Raw genomic sequence first — 18,287 nt, forward strand, 5'->3', positions numbered from 1 at the left:
AGACTGACCCACTATTAAGAGGTCAGGACGAGTGGTGGACCAGTTGACCGTCAACGTAGGTGCGGTCGACCACGAGATCACGCAGCATGTCTGCGGAGCAGGTGAACGGGTCCCGGTCGACAACGATGAAGTTCGCTCGTTTTCCGACCTCCAGGGTGCCTTCCTCATCTGCTCGATCAGACGCTAATGCGGCGTTGCACGTGTAGGCTCGAACAGCCTCCTCGACGGTGACTGCCTCCTCCGGATCGATCTGAGCTCCTGAGAGATGGCCGCGATCGATCGCAGTTGCCATGATCCGCGCCGGGGAGAAGTCGCCCGCGGGGTGGTCCGAGGCAAAACTGACCCGAACGCCGCGATCGATCATCGTCCGCACTGGCAGTACCTTCAAATGCGGCTGATCGTTACCGCGCCATCCGACGAACTGATCGCCGACGTTGTGTGCGAGCCCGGGATTGGCGACTAGGTCGACTCCCAGCTCAGACATTCTGTCGGCCTGTTCGGCACCGGCCACGAAGGCGTGCTCAAGTCTCAGGACGATGTTCGATCCCACGGATCGTCGAACTTCTGCGTAGGCGTCTAGCACCATGTCGATCGCGCAGTCGCCCATTGCATGAACGACGGGATTGATGCCGAGTTCAGCTGCCTGACTGATCACCGTTCGCAGATCTCGCTCACTGTAGAAGTTCGTGCCCACATGTTTCACGCATCCGTCGTGGACGTGATGAATGGCAGCGCCGTCCGGATATGCGCGATCGACCCAGATCTTCACCGCACCATTGCGCAGGGATCCGGCGGCACCGGCATTGATTCGATCCAGGAGCTCGGTGTGCCGCAGATCGGGGCGATCGAACAGGAAGTCACCGGCGTGAATCTGCTGGACGGTGAGCGGCAGACGGCCCTCGCGATCAGCTCTGCGATACAACTCTGCCCCGGTAGGGGTCACCCCCGCGTCGCTGATGCCCGTCAATCCCACGGCGAGGTAGTCCTTCGCCTTCTGCTCGAGAAGTCGAGTTGCTCGATCCCAATCGCGCTGCGCAAAGTCCTCCCAGGAAACCGAGTTCAACAAGCCGGCCACGGTTCCGGTCACCGTGCCCGAAGGCTGCCCCTGACCATCCATTTCGATGCTCCCGCCCCATGGGTTCGGGGTGCACTCCGAGATTCGCATTTCCTCGAACGCCAGACTGTTCGCATAACCCGCGTGTCCACTCACGTCCACCAGGAAGAACGGATGATGGGGAGCCGCGGCATCGAGTTCCTTTCGAGTCGGGTTGCGTCTCTCCCGGATCTTGGAGCCGTCGAAGCCGAAGCCCGTGATCCACTGTCCCCGCATCGCTCCCTCGCAATGCGTCGAAATCACCTGGAGAACCTCGTCAAGGGTGCCGAGCGGGGGTGTCATGCAATTCACCGAAGCCGGCGCGAACGCGGCGAAGCTCATATGATTGTGTGCGTCGATGAATCCCGGGAGGACGGTGCGTCCACCGACATCAACGACCTCAGCGTGGGGTCCCAAAGCCGCCATCTCGTCCTCAGTGCCGAGTGCGACGACCCTGCCGCTGCGGACCAGCATTGCCGAGTGCACTGAGTTCTCGACATCGATCGGACGTATGCGGGCACCTGTGACAAGCAACTCAGAATCAGACATGGAACCAAGGTATGAACCATCGGGGGAGTCCGCGATGACGATTTCTGCCAGGCCCCCGACGAATCCTGACTGACCTACACTGGACTCGATTGCGCACTGCCGGAACAGGGCGAGGAGGCTCATGTGTTCGAGTTTGCAACCGAGGACATCGGTGCTTGGGAACATGTCGCTCGACGTGTGGCTGCAGTGCGATGTGATCCGCTCGGGAACATTTTCTCGGGAGGTTTGAAAACTCGCACCTTGACAGATGACGTCTCTGTCTCCTTCATCCGTACCTCACCGCTGAGGATCTCTCACATCGGGAATCGGAACCAGTCGCCAATGAGCGACCGATTACTTCTGTCCATGCAGGCCGCCGGATCGGCTACAGTCATCCAGCATGGGCGTTCGATCCGTATCAGCTCGGATATGGCGGCACTCAACGAGACGCGTTCCAATTTCGCCGTCGAACCGTCCTCCGGGGAACAGCGCTTGCTGGTTCTCAGTGTCCCCCGAGACCGAGTGACATTCAGTGATCGTGAGATCGCGGATGTCTGTGCGAGTCCTCTGGATCGGAGGACGCCGAGCTTCAACGCGCTCTCCGGATTCCTGTCAGGCCTGTTCCGCGATGGCGTTGCCGCATCGCCGACCGAGCAGATCGGCCTTGCCGAGGCGGCAGTCCTCCTTCTCTCCGCGATCCTCAGCAGTACGACCGGGTCCGCTCCGTCAGACACCTCACTTCTCCACGTGCTGCTCCAATACGTGCACCGCCATCTCGGAGACCCGGCATTGTCCGTCGCGACCATGGCAGAAGCGAACTTCGTGTCCGTCCGTCAGGTCCATCGAGTGTTCGCCGGATATGGAGTGCCGCCTGCTGTCTACATTCGCCGACTCCGGCTGAGTCGAGCATCGAATATGCTCCTTCGTCGGCAATATACGAATATGACGATCGCCGGGATCGCTGATGCATGCGGATACTCTGACCCGGTGGTCTTTTCCCGCGCCTTCGCCCGGGAGTACGGCGTGCCGCCTTCGCAATGGAACTGCGAGCGCAAGTCCTGCTGAGGAATTTGCCGACGAGATGTGACGAGGGCCGTCGACCCGGTGGGAAACTCCTCTATTCTGGTTCCCACGTCAGTGGTCTGGGGTTCCTTCCCTCCGTTCCTGCAATGAGACTCCGCGTTCCGGCCGGTTTGTGTTCGCCAGAACAACGGCGGTCTTCGGAATGCTAGAATTCGTCATTCAGATCGTGAGGATCCATCGCTTCTGGAGTCGGAGCCAGAACAAGGCGAGGCTGAGCATAGTGCATAGGAGTATGGGCACCCCGAGGCGTCGAGAAAGTGAACGAGAACTTGTTCCGTCGATAGAACGCTCGGACGGACACGACAGTTGAACTCAATTGGTCGCGAACGGATCCTTCCATAACGAATGCCGCGCTGTGCACTCGTTCATTGAGCAGCTCCGCCTGACGTTTGTTGAGGTCAGCGATGTCGAGGGAGAATTCCCCCATGGTCAGTTGTGTGCCGAAGACCTCTTCCAGAGTGTCATAGACCGATCGGTCCTCGAGATGGATATCCCGGAGACCGGCGAATCGTGGAAACGGCAGGAACATATGTTCCAAGGCGATCGGTTCGCCATCGGCAAGGCGAACGCGCTCGAGGGAGATGAGCTGATCGACGCTGGGCCCGAAGTCCGCCGTGTGCGGAGCTTCGGTGGCTGGTACGACAGAGATGTCCATGACCTGCGAACTGGGAACGCGGCCGCTGGCTCGGATCTGTTCGGTGAAGCCGAGAAGTTCGCGCGCGGTGAACACAAGACGCCGCGACGACACGAAGGTTCCTCGGCCGGCGGTCCGCTCCACCAGGCCCTCAAGCACAAGCCTTGAGACAGCTTGGCGTGCCGTGCCTCGGCTGACTCCGAACTGTTTGGCCAATTCGAGCTCGGGTGGCAGCTGTTCATCCTCCGCAAGCTCTCCGTTCTCGATCCGTGTACGCAGCTCGGCATACATCTTCTCGTGAAGCGGTGTACGTCGAGGTCCTGATGGGGTCGGCATATGGGGGATTATGTCACAAGCGAATAGTCTGACGAGACGAATCGTCGAACAGGTTGAGCATTCGTAGTTTCTCGAGATCGACCGCTTGGTCGTTCACAAGGCTTCTTGTCGACATGGTAGAAACGGCATTGTTCAGCCCCTCCCACCACAGCACCGGCGACTTCGTATAGAAGCCGGCTGTGTCGAATGCGATATGGCTGCTCAATGTCACATTAGGCAGTTCGAGAAGCGGTGACTGCGGAGGAATCGGCTCAATTTCGAAGACGTCGAGCGCAGCTCCCGCAATTCTCCGGTCTGCCAATGCCTCGGTGAGCGATTCCATATCGATGAGCCCGGCACGGGCGGAATTGATGAGATAGCTGGTGGGTTTGAGAAGCGCGAGTTTGTCCGCTGTGAGGATGGGCGGGGCACCGATCTCGTGGCGAGCATGAATGGTGACGACGTCGGCAGTGGCCAGCAGAGAATCGAGGTCACTGACGAGACGGACGTGTTCGGGCACCTGCGACGGACCGACGAACGGGTCGTAGACGAGGACGGTGCAGTGGAACCCGCTGAGTTTCTGTTGGACAAGTCGACCGATCTCGCCGAAGCCGATGATCCCTATAGTGAGGTCCTTGAACTCGGGGATGCTTCCTGAATTCGAGAAATCTTTCTCCCAGCGGCCAGACATCACTGCGTGATGGGAACGGGCAATGTTCCGAGTCTCTGACAACATCATGCCCACCGTGTAGTCGGACACTGCCTCCGAGGTACGCCCCACGGTATTGAGAACCGGAATCCCCCGAGCGGATGCGACGTCGACAAGGACATTCTCAGTGCCCCCTCGCAGCACCCCGACGAGTTCGAGCTGAGGTGCGGCGTCGAACACGGCGGTGTTGATTGGACACATGTGGGTGAGCACTACTTGAGCGTCTCGGACTTCCTCGAGGACCTCGTCTGGTGCGCATACAGCATCGGCTCCTCCGGCTTCCATCCTCCCGAGCTCGGAGTCGAGCTCGCCAAGATCATCCGGGCCGAAGGTGAGTGCGGTGATCTTCCAATCGTCGGCTAGGTGCTCGGCAATTGCTGCACTGATGGTCTCGGAGGACAGGAGCTTGTCGCCGATGATGACGAATTTCTTAGTCGGCATGTGTGGATTTCCTTTCGATGGTGCTGCGGAAGGTGTTCTCCGCGTTCTTCCAGTACAAGTAGTCGTCGAATCGACGGCGATAGACGTCGACCGAGGCCGCATCTGGCGAGAGAAGCGAGTCACTCCCCGAGTAGGCCGCCACAGCATGCGCGACGGAAGGCTGCAGGCCGATTCCGACGAGGGCGAGCAGGAATGCACCGCGTGCTGTCGCCTGCCGAGATGCGGGAAGGTGGACCTCGCGTCCGAGGATGTCAGTGATTGTCTGAGACCAGCTGGATGAAACCGTCGCTCCGCCAGAGAGGAAAACGCGGTCGACCGGGATCCCAAGTGATTCGAACGTTTCCAGGATGAGGCGCAGGCCGTATCCGGTGCTCTCCATGACCGCACGCGCCAAGTGTCCGGGCGAATGCTCGATCGACAACCCTGCCATGACTCCTTTCGCGTCGGCTCGCCAATCGGGTGTCCCCGAACCCGTGAGGCTGGGGACGAAGATCAGCCCATCGCTTCCGGCCGGTATACCGGAGGCAGCGGCGTCGAGGTCCTCGTAAGAGATTTCGTGCTTCCAGCCAAGAATGTCCCTCAGCCACCGGAATGCCGTACCGGTGAGGTAGTGCGTGCCCATCGCCACCCAGTGGCCGTCGACGATCGAAAAGTTCGTCATGATCCGTCGATCTGTGATCGGGTCGGTCATCGAAGCCATGGCGAAGCTGCCGGAACCGAGGTTGATGACGACATCGCCGGCGCGGCCCCCTCCCGCCCCGATCATCGAGCAAGGCTGGTCGGATCCTGAGATCACCACCGGGACTGGTGCTGTGAGCCCGAGTTGTTTGGTAGAGGCTGTAGTGAGCTCACCAACGACGCTGCCCGAGGGGACGGTACGCGGGAAGAACGATTCATCGAAACCAAACTGGGACAGTACCTCGGTACTGAATTGTCCCGACTTAATGTCCTGGCTGAAAAAGGTCGCGTTGGAGATATCGCTGACGAACTCACCGGTGAGTGCCTGTGCCAGGTACGCGTCGACTGAGGAGATCCTGCGAACTCGCGCGAATTCCTTCGGCTGAGAATGTCGGAGCCAGAGCGCCTTGGCGACTCCCCATCGATCGGAGTATGGCAGCCCGACACGGGAGGTGAACCATGACTCGAAATCCTCGCCGAGATTCAACTTTTCTCGTTCGATCGTGAGGATCTCGGAGGATCTCGAGTCTGCCCAGAGGATCGCGTTGTGAACGGGTTGGTTCTCCTCATCGAGCATGACGCAGGAGATCTGCTGATTGGTCAGCGCAAGTGCCTCGACCGGTTGCTCGGGGAACCGGTTGATGAGCCGCCGGGCCGTGGCAATGAGCCCTTGCGTCCAGTACTCCGCTTTGGACTCATAGGCGCCATGTTCAGGGGCATAGGTTGGTGTCTCGATCTCCTCGGTGGCGATGATCGCTCCGGTGGGAGTGTCATAGAGGAAGCTCTTGACCGCGCTGGTCCCGACATCCGTGACGAGGATGGCCATCAACGGGCCCCTTGGAGGTCGTCGATCTCGTCAATGGGGCGATTGCCCGCGTCCTTGAGGCTGGCGTCGATGGCGTGTTTGCGATTGGCAAGGAAGTAGAGCGTCGCGGGAACGACGATGCCGACAACCCAGGCGAGATCGACTCCGCCGAGCGCTTCGGCGATCGGTCCCGTGTAGTAGGCGGCGCTGATGAACGGGATCTGGACGATCACGGAGAGAACGAAGACGAGGATCGTCGACCAATTGACGGCTCTATATCGACCATTGACCTTGAACAGCTCAGCGACGTCGTACTGTCCCTTCTTGATGAAGTAGAAATCAACGAGGTTGATCGCTGTCCACGGGATCATGAAGTTGAGGAGTATCCCGAGGAAGCTCGAGAAATTCGCGAGGAAGTCGCCGTGCGCGAAGATGCCGAGCAGAGTTCCGACGAGGCAGACTGAGCTGGTGATGATCACTTTGGTGCGGATGGTGCCGCGGATCGTCGTGAATGGTTCGAGCGTGGTGACGATGGAGAGGAACGCTCCATAGAGATTGAAGACGTTGGCGCCAATGATGCCGAGTACGATGATGAGGTAGACGAGCGGTGCCGGATCGGTGCCGAGGACGCCGGCGAGGCTGGCGGACGAGCTCTGATCGAATCCGGGGATGAGGACGGCGAGGTAGGCACCGAGGCACATCATCCAGATCACGGCCGCATTCGATCCGAGATAGGTTGCCCAGAAAGTGCGCGAGGGACGAGTCGCCTCCGGCAGGTAGCGGGAGTAGTCGGCCACGTACGGGGCGAAGGCGAGCAGCCACGAGGCATAGATGCCGACGCACAACATGAAGACAGGTACGTTCGGGATGCCGAAGGTGAAGGCGCCTTCTGGCAGCGTGCGGCTGAGCACGACGATGGTGAGGACGAGATAGAAGACGAAGAAGATCACTGACAGAGCCTTCTCCACGCGATGGATGAGTCGGTATCCGTAGATCGCCAGGACGAGCATGACGATGTTGATGATGATGATCGCGAGGTTCTGGTTACCGACGCCGAGCTCAGCCAGCGCTTCGCCCCCGAGTACCGATGTCATGCCGAAGAATCCCGTGTACATGAGGATCACCAGGAGCAGCGGGAAAATCGCTCCGATCACGCCGAACTGAGCGCGGCTCTGGATCATCTGCGGGATTCCGAGCTTCGGCCCTTGGGCGGAGTGCGTCGCCATGAACACGCCTCCGATGAGGTTGCCCACGACGATCGCAATGAGAGTCCATGGGAGACTCAGCCCGAGGACGACTCCGAGTGCTCCAGTGACCATGGGCGTGAGCTGCATATTCGAGCCGAACCACGTGAAGAAGAGTTTACTCGGCTTCCCGTAGCGCTCTTCCGCCGGAATGTGGGTGATGCTCTTGTCTTCGACCTTCATGTGCTTCTCCTTTGAAATGAAGGGCTGTTAATGAGTGTTCGTATCGGTGAGCACGCTCAGCACACGCTCGTGGAGGATGCCGTTGGTGGCGACTGCGCTGCCGCCGCCGGGGCCACGACGTCCGGAGATGTCGGTGAACGTGCCGCCGGCCTCTTCGACGATGAGTGAGACCGCTGCAAGATCGTAGAGCGGAACCTCGGGCTCGGCCGCGATGTCGACTGCGCCCTCGGCGAGAAGGACGTATGACCAGAAGTCTCCGAAGGCTCGCTGCCGCCAGGTGGCGCGCTGCAGATCGAGGAACCCGGTCTCGAGACCGTTTTCGGTCCATCCCCTCATACTCGAGTAGGAGAACGACGCCTCCTCAAACGCATCGACTTCACTGACGGTGAGTTTCCGCGTACGAACTCCGCCAGGTCCGAACCACTGAGCGTGGGCACCTTCGTCCCGGACTGCCCACCATCGGCGGGAGAGAGCCGGCGCGGAGACGACGGCGACTGTGACTATGTCGTCGACTGAGAGGCTGATAAGGCTTGCCCAGACCGGCACCTCGCGGATGAAGTTCTTCGTTCCGTCGATAGGATCGATGATCCACTGCCGGTTGCCTGCCCCAGTGTCCTCATGCTCCTCGCCATGCACCGCATCGCCCGGGCGATATTGGGCGAGCAACTGCCGGATCGCCGTCTCGGCATTGCGGTCGATCGCGGTGACCGGGGACCGGTCGGATTTGAGTTCGATGTCGAGGACGCCGAGGAAACCGCCCAGGGTCACTTTGTCCGCCGCGTCGGCGAGTTCGAACGCCAATTCGAGGTCTGAGTATGTCACGCCGTCTCCTCGAGCACGTCGAGAAAGCGCTGAGTTTCGGAGGGAGTGCCGGCCGTCACACGCAGATAGCCGTCGAGCCCGACGTCGCGGATGAGCACTCCCGCGTCGAGGATCCTCTTCCACAGCGCCGTGCTGTCGCCGTCCGGGGCGCGGAAGAGCACGAAGTTGGAATCGCTGTCGGCAACCTTGACGCCTTTGTTGCGCAGAGTGTCGACGATGATGTCGCGCTGCTCCTTGACTGCCTCGACCCCGGCGAGAAGGGAATTCCGGTGTCGTAGTGCGGCAAGGGCGACTGCTTGAGTGATCGAGGACAGATGATAGGGCAGTCGGGTGAGCTGCATCGCGTCGATCACCCGGGTGTCGGCGGCGAGGTAGCCGAGTCGAGCCCCTGCGAGTCCGAAGGCTTTCGACATGGTGCGGGAGACGACGAGTCGCGGTCGGCCGTCGGTGAGGGGGAGGAGCGAAGCCGAGTGAGAGAACTCCACGTAGGCCTCGTCGAGCACGATAAGTGCATCGGAGGCATCATGTATCGCCACCACCATCTCGGGGTCGAGGGATCCCCCGGTCGGATTGTTAGGGGTGCAGAGAAAGATGACCGACGGCTGTAACCGACCGATGGCCGAGAGCGCCTCGTCGAGATCGATGCCGAAGTCCTCGGTCCGGGGAACGGACGTATAGGTCGCGCCAGTCGCGGTTGCCAGGGTGGGGTGCATCGAATAGCTCGGTTCGAAACCGAGGACGGTGCGGCCTGGTCCGGCAAAGGCCATGAGCAGCTGTTGGAGGACCTCGTTCGACCCGTTTGCCGCCCAGACCTGGTCTGTTCCCACAGTGTGTCCGGTGGTGTCACTGAGGTACCTGGCGAGTTCGTGTCGAAGTTCGACGGCGTCGCGGTCGGGATAGCGGTTGGCATCGCGTGCAGACGTCGCTACCGTACGTGCGATGTCGTCAACGAGTTCGGGAGAGAGCTGGAACGGACTCTCATTGGTGTTCAGCCGGATCGGCACATCGATCTGGGGTGCGCCATAGGGCGACTTCCCCTGTAGGTGCAGCTGCAGGGGTGGCAGTTCTACCGTCGCTTGGGCAAATTCTTCAACGCTCATGCTGCACCTCCCGCTACGCGCACCGTCACCGCCGCGACGTGGGCGTGGAGATTCTCGGCGCCTCCGATTGCCGAAATATGATCGGAGACTTCCGCGAGTGCATGTCGGTCGTATTTCACGACGTGGATTCCTTTCAGAAAGCTCTGGACGGACAGTCCCGAACTGTGTCGGGCAGTTCCGCCGGTGGGGAGCACATGGTTCGAACCCGCGAGGTAGTCACCAAGGCTCACTGGTGTGTAGGGTCCGATGAAGATTGCTCCAGCGCTACGCACGCGAGTAGCAACTTCCTCGGCGTCTTTCGTGATCACCTCGAGGTGTTCCGGTGCCCATGCGTTGACCACGTCGAGACCCGCTTCGATCGAGTCGACGAGGACGACGGCCGACTGTCCGCGGAGTGCGGCGAGAATGCGCTCACTGTTCACCGCGGTTTCTGTCTGGCGGGAGACTGCCTCTGCGACTTGCTGCGAGAGATCCTCAGAATCGGTGACGAGCAGGGCGGACGCCCTGGGATCATGCTCGGCTTGGGAGAGCAGATCGGCGGCAACGTGTTCGGCGTCGGCGGTCGCATCGGCGAGGATCGCGATCTCGGTGGGACCCGCTTCGGAATCGATGCCGATGACACCTTTGAGCAGACGTTTGGCTGCGGCCACGAATACATTGCCTGGCCCGGTGACCAGATCGACCGGATTGATGTCGTCAGTGCCATACGCGAAGGCAGCGACGGCTTGCGCACCTCCGACAGCATGAACCTCATCGACGCCGAGCAGAGCGCAGGCGGCGAGCACCGTGGGATGCGGCAACCCGGTGCCCTTCTGTGGGGGAGAGGCGATGGCCAGTGACCGCACGCCGGCAACCTGCGCAGGCACTGCGTTCATGACGACACTGCTCGGGTAGACGGTGAGCCCTCCCGGAACGTAGAGACCGACGCGATCGACGGGTATCCAGCGTTCGGTCACGGTGGCACCTGCCGCCACGCTCACGGTGAAGTCGTCGCGGCGCTGCGCCTCGTGGACGAGCCGGGCTCGGCGGATGGACTCGGTGAGCGCATCACGTACGGAAGTGTCGAGTGCGGCCAACGCTTCACTGAGAGCTTCGGCAGGGACGCGAGTCGAGGGGACGTCGACACCGTCAAACCGAGCGGTGATCTCGCGAACCGCAGTCGCACCTCGTTGACGAACGTCGTCGCAGATCGGTCGGACAGTGTCGATGGCGCTCTCGACACTCAGTTCCGCGCGCGGAAGGATGCTGAGATCGGGATTAGTGGTGCCACGAAGATCGATTCTGCGAAGTTCGTCGGGGCGGAATGCTGTCATCGTCTCTCCTTTAAGACATTTAGACAATTCAAGATTTGGTGATGCCGTGCCAGCTCATTGTGGCGACCTCACTATGCCTACATTTGAGTCGGGAACGACCGATCCATAGGGCGTAAGGGTCCGCTGGCGGGCGACGTTGTCTCGATGCGTTCACGAGCCTAGCAGCCTCGGACCTAAATGTATAGACAATTTACCAAAGATTGTACAAGTGATACGAGGACTGTCCGGGATCGAACTCGGCCAGCCACTCACTGCGTGCTTCCAATCGAACACCAGTCCTGCGCTCGCGCCAATCTACTAGGCTGAGGAATGCAGCGTCGGTACACGGCGAAGCGAGCTGACGAGGGGGCTGACTGTTGACGATTCTCTACACCATCGGGCTGGGACTCATCAACGCGGTGATCATCGGCTTCCTTGTGCGCCGGATGATGTTCACCGGCACCGGCGCGGCCCGCAACATCCTCGTCTCGTTGGCCATCGGCCTCTCGATCTGGCCGATCACTCTCGAGACCTACCGCCTGCTCGGCATCTCCGAGAGCGGCAACTATCCCACCCTCGACATGAGCTTCCCGGCGATCATGGTGTTCCTGCTCCTCTTCGCCTGGTTCATCGTCATCCAGATGTTCATCCTCCTGGCCATCGAACTCGTCCTGCCCACCGGCTCCCTGACCGCGATGCTGCGCTCGGCGCCGAAGGTCCCCACGTGGTACCGCCGCTTCAACCGGCTCGCCCAGATCCAGAAGATCCTCATCCGCTTCGGCCTCGCCCGCTACCTCAAACCGCGGATCCCCAGCCTCCGAGTGTCCCTGCGCGAGATCGCCGTGACCACCCGCGACGCGATGGCCGCCGCCGGCGTCACGTTCGTCAAGCTCGGTCAGTTCATCGCCACCCGTGGCGACATGATCCCGCACGAGTTCGTCGAGGAGTTCTCGACCCTGCAGTCCGCTGTTCCTCCGGTGCCCTTCGCCGAGGTGAAGTGTCAGTTGGAAGTGCAGTGGGGCCGGCCCGTCGCCGAGGTGTTCGCCGAGTTCGACGAGGTTCCCTTCGCAGCCGCGTCGGTTGCCCAGGTCCATCGGGCGGTGACGTGGGAGGGCAACCCGGTTGCGGTCAAGGTCCAGCGTCCGAAGATCCGCAAGCAGGTGCGAGCCGACTGCGACATCGTTCTTACCCTGGCCGAGCGCCTCGAACGCAGCACCGACTGGGCGAAGCGGATCGGCATCGGAAAGCTCGCCCGCAGCTTCGTCGCCTCCCTCAAGGGAGAGCTCGATTACCGTGGCGAGCTCGCCCACATCGAGGCGCTGCGGTTGGCCGACCAGACCGGCAAGAGCTCGAAGGTCGATTCGCGAGTGCGCATTCCCCGCGTCTATAAGGAGCTATCGGGCCAGTTCGTGCTCGTGATGGATCTTGTCGAAGGCAAGCCGCTGTCCCATGCCGGCGATTCACTCGCCAACCTCTCGCAGTTGGCTCGGCAGGAACTCGCTCAGGATCTCTTCCTCATGGTGGTTCGCCAGGTGCTTGGCAAGGGCATCTTCCACGCGGACCTTCACCCGGGCAACATCGTCGTGTCGCCGGCCGGCCGTGCCGGGCTGGTCGATTTCGGTGCCGTCGGTCGCATCGACAAGCGCGATCGCCGTGCCATCGCACTGCTGCTCATGGCCTTCGACTCCCAGAACTCACAAGCCGCCACCGCCGCCATCCTCGATCTACTCGGCAGCCCCAGTGGCGTCGACCTTCGGGAACTCCAACGAGAAGTCGGCCAAATCCTCCTCAAGTACGGAGATGGGCTACCTGGTTCAACGTCGGCGGCGCTGTTCGGCGAACTCATCGACTTCGTCGTCGACTTCGGATTCTCGATGCCCAGCTCCGTCGCGACCGCGTTCCGGGCGATCAGCACGCTCGAGGGCTCAATCATGAAGCTCGACCCGACCCTCAATCTGCTCCAACTGGTAACCGAGAACGGTAGGACCCTCATCAGCGAGGTCGGGGGACTGGGAGTCGACCGACACGAACTCGCCCTCTACGTCGCCACCACAGCCCCGCAGGTCGCGCAGCTCCCTGGACAGCTGTCGCGCATCGCCGACCATCTGCAGGATGGCACCCTGGATGTCGGCACCAAGGGCCTGGACATCACGATGATCAAGAACCTGCTCAAATCGACGGTCGAGCAGTTCGTTCAGGTCATCGTCGCGGCTGCACTCATCCTTGGGGGAGTGATTATGATGGCCGCGGACTTCGGGCCACCTCTCGCCCCGGAACTCAAGCTGTTCACCTACTTCGGTGCGTGGGTGTTGCTCGCCGGCAGTGTGCTAGCGGCGCTGGTTCTGGCGCCAGCGTTGAGGGAGAGAATGCTCTGGGACCGGCTCGGATAGTGCAGCATGCCTACAGCTAGTTCTGGCATTACATGCGAGCAGTTCAGGTTACTGGGTGTGTCACAAAGAAGACAGTGTCCGTTGCTCGAGGTAAGCTGAGCAACTACCAAGAATTTCACAAGCAACGGCCCGGAGGGTCAATGACCGAAACATGCACTTCAGACGTCGCCATCGCAGGAAGGGCTGCACCGGATACTAACCATCGGTCTCCTTTCCTACGATGGGCCGGCGGAAAACGATGGCTGGTACCACAGATCCAAACATTGCTGGGGGATGAGACGATCGCTCGATATCACGAACCTTTCTTAGGTGGAGGATCAGTCTTTTTTGGTATAGCACCACCCGTAATGTCATTTCTATCCGATCTGAATGAAGAACTCATTAACGTGTACAAGGAAGTACGTGATCAACCTGAAACTTTAGCCGAACTGATCAGAACGTATCCAAACACGTCCGAAGCCTACTATGAAGTACGTGCCTCAGAACCTGTCACTGCAATCGAGCAAGCAGCTCGATTCATATATCTTAACCATACTTCATTCAATGGCATTTTCCGGGTCAACTTGAAGGGAAAGTACAACGTTCCTTACGGTCATCGAAAGTACGTGAAACTGCCTACTCGTGCCGATCTTCAAGCGGCAAGTCGCCGGCTACAATCTGCGGAGTTAACCAGTTGCAGTTTCGAACAGACAATAAGTCAGGTTCAAAGTGGAGATGTTGTATTTCTGGACCCGCCATATACAGTAGCTCATAATCAGAACGGATTCATAAAGTATAATCAACACCTCTTCTCATTTGACGATCAACGCAAGCTGGCAAGCGTAATTGAAAGTATCGCGACGGCTGGCGCGAAGTTCATACTCACAAACGCAGCCCACTCTTCCGTGTACGAACTGTTCGCACCACTTGGGCGTACTTTAACTATAACTCGGCCAAGTCTTATAGGCGGAAAGAATGCGTCGCGAGGGCGCATTGAAGAATTGCTGTTTACGAACATCGGTGTAAAATGAGCGACGGATTCAATCTGCTGGATAAAAATAAAATCAGGTCGGAAATAATCAGACGTCAAAACCCCTACTTGAGGGAGAAGATACCTTACGAACGTCGCTCTGAATACGAAAACAGTGCTAAAGGCTGGGTCTTAGACAAAGAGCTGAAGACGAGCATCTGGATGCGTAGACCGAAGCCTCATGACGTGCTCTTCGAGGATAGGGTTTGGGCCATGTGCGCTCGCTTAGGTTTTGATCAGATAAACGCTGATAGGAACCTTCGAATTCAGTACGGCAAAGAAAAGAATGAAGCTAAGCAGATCGATGTTCTAGCTGCAGACGACGAGGTCGTGCTGGTGATAGAATGCAAATCGTCAAACGCCGACAAGGCTCCTACGCATCAGTTTAAAGGCGAGATCGAAGCCATTAGCGGCTATCGTCCAGGTCTTATACGATCCTTGAGGAACGAGTTCCCTGGTCGAAAGATCAAGTTTATATTTGCTGCTAGCAACATTGCGGTAAGCAAGAATACGATCAATAGAATAGAATCATCCGATATTGCATACTTGGATGAAGAGGCGATAGATTACTACCATGAACTAGCGGATCATCTGGGATCGGCATCTAAGTTCCAATTATTAGGCAATCTTTTTCACGGTCAAAAGATTTCCGCCATGAACACAACGGTGCCAGCGATTCGCGGAAAGATGGGGGGATATACTTACTACTCATTTGCAATTGAACCAGAACGCCTTCTTAAGATCGCGTATGTCTTGCATCGCAATAATGCCAATACGCGCTGGATGCCGACTTATCAAAGAATTATCAAGAAGCCACGGTTGAAGAGCGTAGGGGAGTTCATCGAGAACGGAGGATTCTTTCCAAACTCGCTGATTATCAATATCAACAACGCGGGCCGTCCACTAAAGTTTGATAAAGTACAAAAATCCGACGGGACCGATTCGCTGGGCATTCTGCACCTCCCTGCGAAGTACAGGTCAGCGTACGTTATAGATGGTCAGCACCGTCTTTATGGCTATGCGCATTCAGACCGTGCTGCTACTGAGCTTGTCCCGGTAGTGGCTTTTGTGGATATGCCAGGTCAGAAGCAACTTGAAATGTTCATGGATATTAACGAGAACCAACAGTCTGTTCCGAAGAATTTGCGATTGACGTTGAAGACTGACCTGGAATGGGAAAGTCCTGACATGAAACGTCAGGCAGAAGCTCTGAAGCTTAAAGTCGCTCAGTTGCTTGGGGAGCAGAAGACATCTCCATTGCGGGGACGCGTAGTCATAGGTGAGGAGAAAGCTTCCGAGCGACGTTGTATAAGCTTGGATGCGATCGGCCGCGGGATCGATCGCGGAGGGTTTATTGGCGAGTTTACTAAAAATTCGATGAAGAAGGCTGGATCCTTCTATCGCGGTTCCATTGACGCGACGTTAGAGCCGCTGACAGATTTCCTTGAGCTCTGTTTCGATCGTTTTCGGATTCAACTTGCGGCACAGTGGGATTTGGGTCGAGGTGAGGGTGGTTTTGTTTTCACTAACGCCGGTACCGAAGCGATTCTGAGAGTCACCGGAGACGTGGTGGATTTCTTGATTAGCGAAGGAACGATTGATCCATTAGGTCAGACCCCTGACGAATTGTTTCCCCCTGTATGTGAACTTCTTGATATTGTCATTGAATACATTGACGGTTTGAGCCCTGATCAAGTATCTGAGTTTCGGACTTGGCTTGGTAGTGGTGGTCCTACGAGGTACTGGCGTAATTTTCAGGGTGCTATAGTGGCGAGGCGTCGGGACTTTCAGCCAGAGGGGTACCGGGAATGGTTGCGTAACCAGGAGAAGCAGTTTAATTCGGAATCGTACACTATGATTAATGATATAGAGAATTTCCTTCGTGATGATATCCGCCGAAACTTGGAGGATGAGTTTGGCTCCGATTGGTACAAAATAGGCGTTCCGAAGCAAGTTTATCAAGAAGCCCAGTCGACTGCTGCTGCTAAGAACTACGATTCCCCGACGGGGGTTTCAGTGAGTTGGTGGGATTGTTTGTATATTGTCAGTTATCAGAAAATACTTCTTCACTTCAAGCACGACGTCTGGTTACGGCGATTCGATTCGCGGTACACTATGCCCAGCTCCCAAGGATCTGCCAGAAAGGCTAAGGTTGATTGGATGAATCAATTGAATGATATCCGAAATGATGTAATGCATAACCGCGCGGTTACTGAGGATCAGTTCACCTTCCTGCAGTCTGTTTATTCTCATTTTGTGGTAGGGAGCGGAAGGCGTGAAACGTGAGGTGCTGATGCGTTCTATGTTGTACGGTCCGCTACAGAGTTCTGGTACGGGTTGGTGGGTGGAGGAGCTGGGGCATGCGTAAACGTTGGCCTAGCGGCGATAGGAAGTCGGGAGCGTAGGCAGCGAAACTCATTCAAGAGAACTATCGGAACATTGATCGTCGTCGTGACGAGCAGTTTGTAGAGATTGCTCTGGCATTATTGTTGGATTCCGCGGAGAACAGCCGACGGTTTTCCCTGGTCTTGATGCTCATCTCCAACGCACAGATGATGTCGCGTTCAGCACTCAGCTCAACGGCGACGGCGCCAATTCGGGCAGAGTCGATCTTTTGGAGTGACAATGTGTTCCGGTCGAGCTCAAGCTGTGGGCTCCGTTGGCGCTCGCCCAAGCATACGAAGCCTATGCCGACGTGGTGGCCGGACGACCTTGGCGCGGAGGGTTGGCTTGAGGAAGCGATCGTTTCGACTGTGCGGTGTGCACGCGGTGATCTTTCAGTTGCGTTCGAGGGGTTCGACCATGCTGCATGCGTCGAGTACTGAAGATGCTGGCATGCTTTCTGACTGTCGGGGGAGCCACTTGATCATTTGTTATAAATGAACGCGGGGAGCCACTCAGCGTTCCTCGTGTTCATATTCAGAATCAACGTGGCGTCCAGTTCTTGCGGTCGTTGCGCTGTCTGCTGACCCCTCACACCGTCAGCACAACCTTCCCCGTCGTCTTCCGCCCCTCGAGCGCACGGTGCGCCTCGGCGGCCTCGGGCAGGGGGAACGTGGCACCAACACGGAAGTCGAGCCAGCCGTGCTCGAGGCCGTTGAAGAGCATCGAGGCACGCTTGGCCAGCTGCTCGGGGGTGCGGACGAACCACTGCAGGCTAGGTCGGGAGAGGAAGATCCCGCCGGAGGAGTTCAGCCGCTGGATGTCGAACGGCGGCACCTGACCTGACGACCCGCCGAACAGCACCATCGAGCCGAGCGGCTTGAGCGACGCGAGCGACGCATCGAAGGTGTCCTTGCCGACGCCGTCGTAGACGACCTCGACGCCCTCACCATTCGTCAGTTCCTTGACCTTGGCGGTGATGTCGACGCCCTCACCGTAGAGGAAGGCCTCGTCGGCGCCGGCCTTGCGGGACAGCTCAGCCTTCTCCTCGGTGCTCACGGTCGTGATGACCTTGCCGCCCAGGTGCTTGATGATCTGAGTGAGCAGGAGGCCGACCCCGCCGGCGCCGGCATGGACCAGTGCGGTCTGCCCCGGCTTGATCTCGTGCGATGAGGTCGCGAGGTACTGGGCGGTGAGCCCCTGCAGCGGCATCGCGGCGGCCACCTCGGTGCGGACGAACTCGGGGACGGAGAGGATCATGTCCGCATCCGCGACAACCTGCGTGGAGTAGGAGCCATGGGCGTCGTGCCAGGCGACGCGGTCGCCGAGGGACCAGCTCTCGACACCCTCGCCCACCTCGGCGATCCGGCCCGTGCCCTCGACGCCGACGACGTGCGGGTACTCCATCGGATAGACGCCCGAGCGTCGGTACGTGTCGATGAAGTTGACGCCGGCGGCCTCGACATCGATGAGGACCTCGCCGGGTCCAGGCTGCGGAGTCTCGATCTCGGAGAACTCGAGGACCTCGGGTCCTCCGGCCTGCATCGCCCGAACTGCCTGCGTCATGACGCCTCCTGCA

The 18,287-nt window shown here is 58.8% G+C and carries 13 protein-coding genes and 1 pseudogene; 4 read left to right on the top strand and 10 right to left on the bottom strand.

Going from position 1 to position 18,287, the window contains the following annotated elements; translation table 11 throughout:
- Window positions 1-22: 22 nt before the first annotated feature.
- Window positions 23-1,765, bottom strand: a complete 1,743-nt coding sequence (locus DFO65_RS02490; protein ID WP_181778576.1) for an amidohydrolase — start codon at window positions 1,763-1,765, stop codon at window positions 23-25.
- On the opposite strand from DFO65_RS02490, the gene DFO65_RS16885 reads away from it, so the two are divergent.
- Entirely contained in the window at window positions 1,766-2,686 is a 921-nt protein-coding gene (locus DFO65_RS16885; protein WP_113938670.1) for a helix-turn-helix domain-containing protein, read from the top strand.
- A gap of 163 nt (window positions 2,687-2,849) precedes the next feature.
- On the opposite strand, the gene DFO65_RS02505 is transcribed toward DFO65_RS16885, so the two are convergent.
- From DFO65_RS02505 to hisD, 8 genes and pseudogenes are all read right to left on the bottom strand, one after another.
- Window positions 2,850-3,359 (bottom strand): UTRA domain-containing protein, encoded by a 510-nt coding sequence (locus DFO65_RS02505; protein WP_428844212.1) that lies wholly within the window; start codon window positions 3,357-3,359, stop codon window positions 2,850-2,852.
- A gap of 102 nt (window positions 3,360-3,461) precedes the next feature.
- A pseudogene (locus tag DFO65_RS17420) lies at window positions 3,462-3,674 on the bottom strand (GntR family transcriptional regulator); the annotation flags it as partial.
- A 13-nt stretch (window positions 3,675-3,687) separates the two neighbouring features.
- Window positions 3,688-4,803 carry an NAD(P)-dependent oxidoreductase gene (locus tag DFO65_RS02510; protein ID WP_181778578.1) on the bottom strand — a complete coding sequence of 372 codons (1,116 nt, stop codon included), beginning with the start codon at window positions 4,801-4,803 and terminating at the stop codon, window positions 3,688-3,690.
- Window positions 4,793-6,307 (bottom strand): FGGY-family carbohydrate kinase, encoded by a 1,515-nt coding sequence (locus tag DFO65_RS02515; protein ID WP_113902814.1) that lies wholly within the window; start codon window positions 6,305-6,307, stop codon window positions 4,793-4,795. Before DFO65_RS02515 ends, DFO65_RS02510 begins: the two co-directional genes overlap by 11 nt.
- Window positions 6,307-7,713 (bottom strand): purine-cytosine permease family protein, encoded by a 1,407-nt coding sequence (locus DFO65_RS02520; RefSeq protein ID WP_113902815.1) that lies wholly within the window; start codon window positions 7,711-7,713, stop codon window positions 6,307-6,309. The genes DFO65_RS02515 and DFO65_RS02520 overlap by 1 nt, the downstream gene beginning before the upstream one ends.
- A 27-nt stretch (window positions 7,714-7,740) precedes the next feature.
- Window positions 7,741-8,514 (bottom strand): inositol monophosphatase family protein, encoded by a 774-nt coding sequence (locus DFO65_RS02525; protein WP_245940427.1) that lies wholly within the window; start codon window positions 8,512-8,514, stop codon window positions 7,741-7,743.
- A 17-nt stretch (window positions 8,515-8,531) separates the two neighbouring features.
- A complete protein-coding gene (locus DFO65_RS02530) occupies window positions 8,532-9,635 on the bottom strand; it encodes a histidinol-phosphate transaminase (protein ID WP_113902817.1) in 1,104 nt (367 codons plus the stop codon).
- Window positions 9,632-10,948 (bottom strand): histidinol dehydrogenase, encoded by a 1,317-nt coding sequence (hisD, locus tag DFO65_RS02535; RefSeq protein WP_113902818.1) that lies wholly within the window; start codon window positions 10,946-10,948, stop codon window positions 9,632-9,634. Before hisD ends, DFO65_RS02530 begins: the two co-directional genes overlap by 4 nt.
- Window positions 10,949-11,304: 356 nt before the next feature.
- Between hisD and DFO65_RS02540 the strand changes: the two genes are divergently transcribed.
- The 3 genes from DFO65_RS02540 to DFO65_RS02550 all read left to right on the top strand — a co-directional run bounded on the left by DFO65_RS02540 (window position 11,305) and on the right by DFO65_RS02550 (window position 16,612).
- Window positions 11,305-13,317, top strand: a complete 2,013-nt coding sequence (locus DFO65_RS02540; protein WP_113902819.1) for an ABC1 kinase family protein — start codon at window positions 11,305-11,307, stop codon at window positions 13,315-13,317.
- A 140-nt stretch (window positions 13,318-13,457) separates the two neighbouring features.
- The gene (locus tag DFO65_RS02545; RefSeq protein ID WP_113902820.1) at window positions 13,458-14,327 is read left to right on the top strand and encodes a DNA adenine methylase; all 870 of its coding nucleotides are present in this window, start codon (window positions 13,458-13,460) and stop codon (window positions 14,325-14,327) included.
- A complete protein-coding gene (locus tag DFO65_RS02550) occupies window positions 14,324-16,612 on the top strand; it encodes a DGQHR domain-containing protein (RefSeq protein ID WP_113902821.1) in 2,289 nt (762 codons plus the stop codon). The genes DFO65_RS02545 and DFO65_RS02550 overlap by 4 nt, the downstream gene beginning before the upstream one ends.
- Window positions 16,613-17,299: 687 nt before the next feature.
- Here DFO65_RS02550 and DFO65_RS02555 read toward each other — a convergent pair.
- Window positions 17,300-18,274: a quinone oxidoreductase family protein gene (locus DFO65_RS02555; protein ID WP_113902822.1), complete on the bottom strand. Its 975-nt coding sequence runs from the start codon at window positions 18,272-18,274 to the stop codon at window positions 17,300-17,302.
- Between the last annotated feature and the right edge of the window lie 13 nt (window positions 18,275-18,287).

Source organism: Brevibacterium sanguinis (assembly GCF_003315415.1).
Lineage (GTDB): Bacteria > Actinomycetota > Actinomycetes > Actinomycetales > Brevibacteriaceae > Brevibacterium > Brevibacterium celere_A.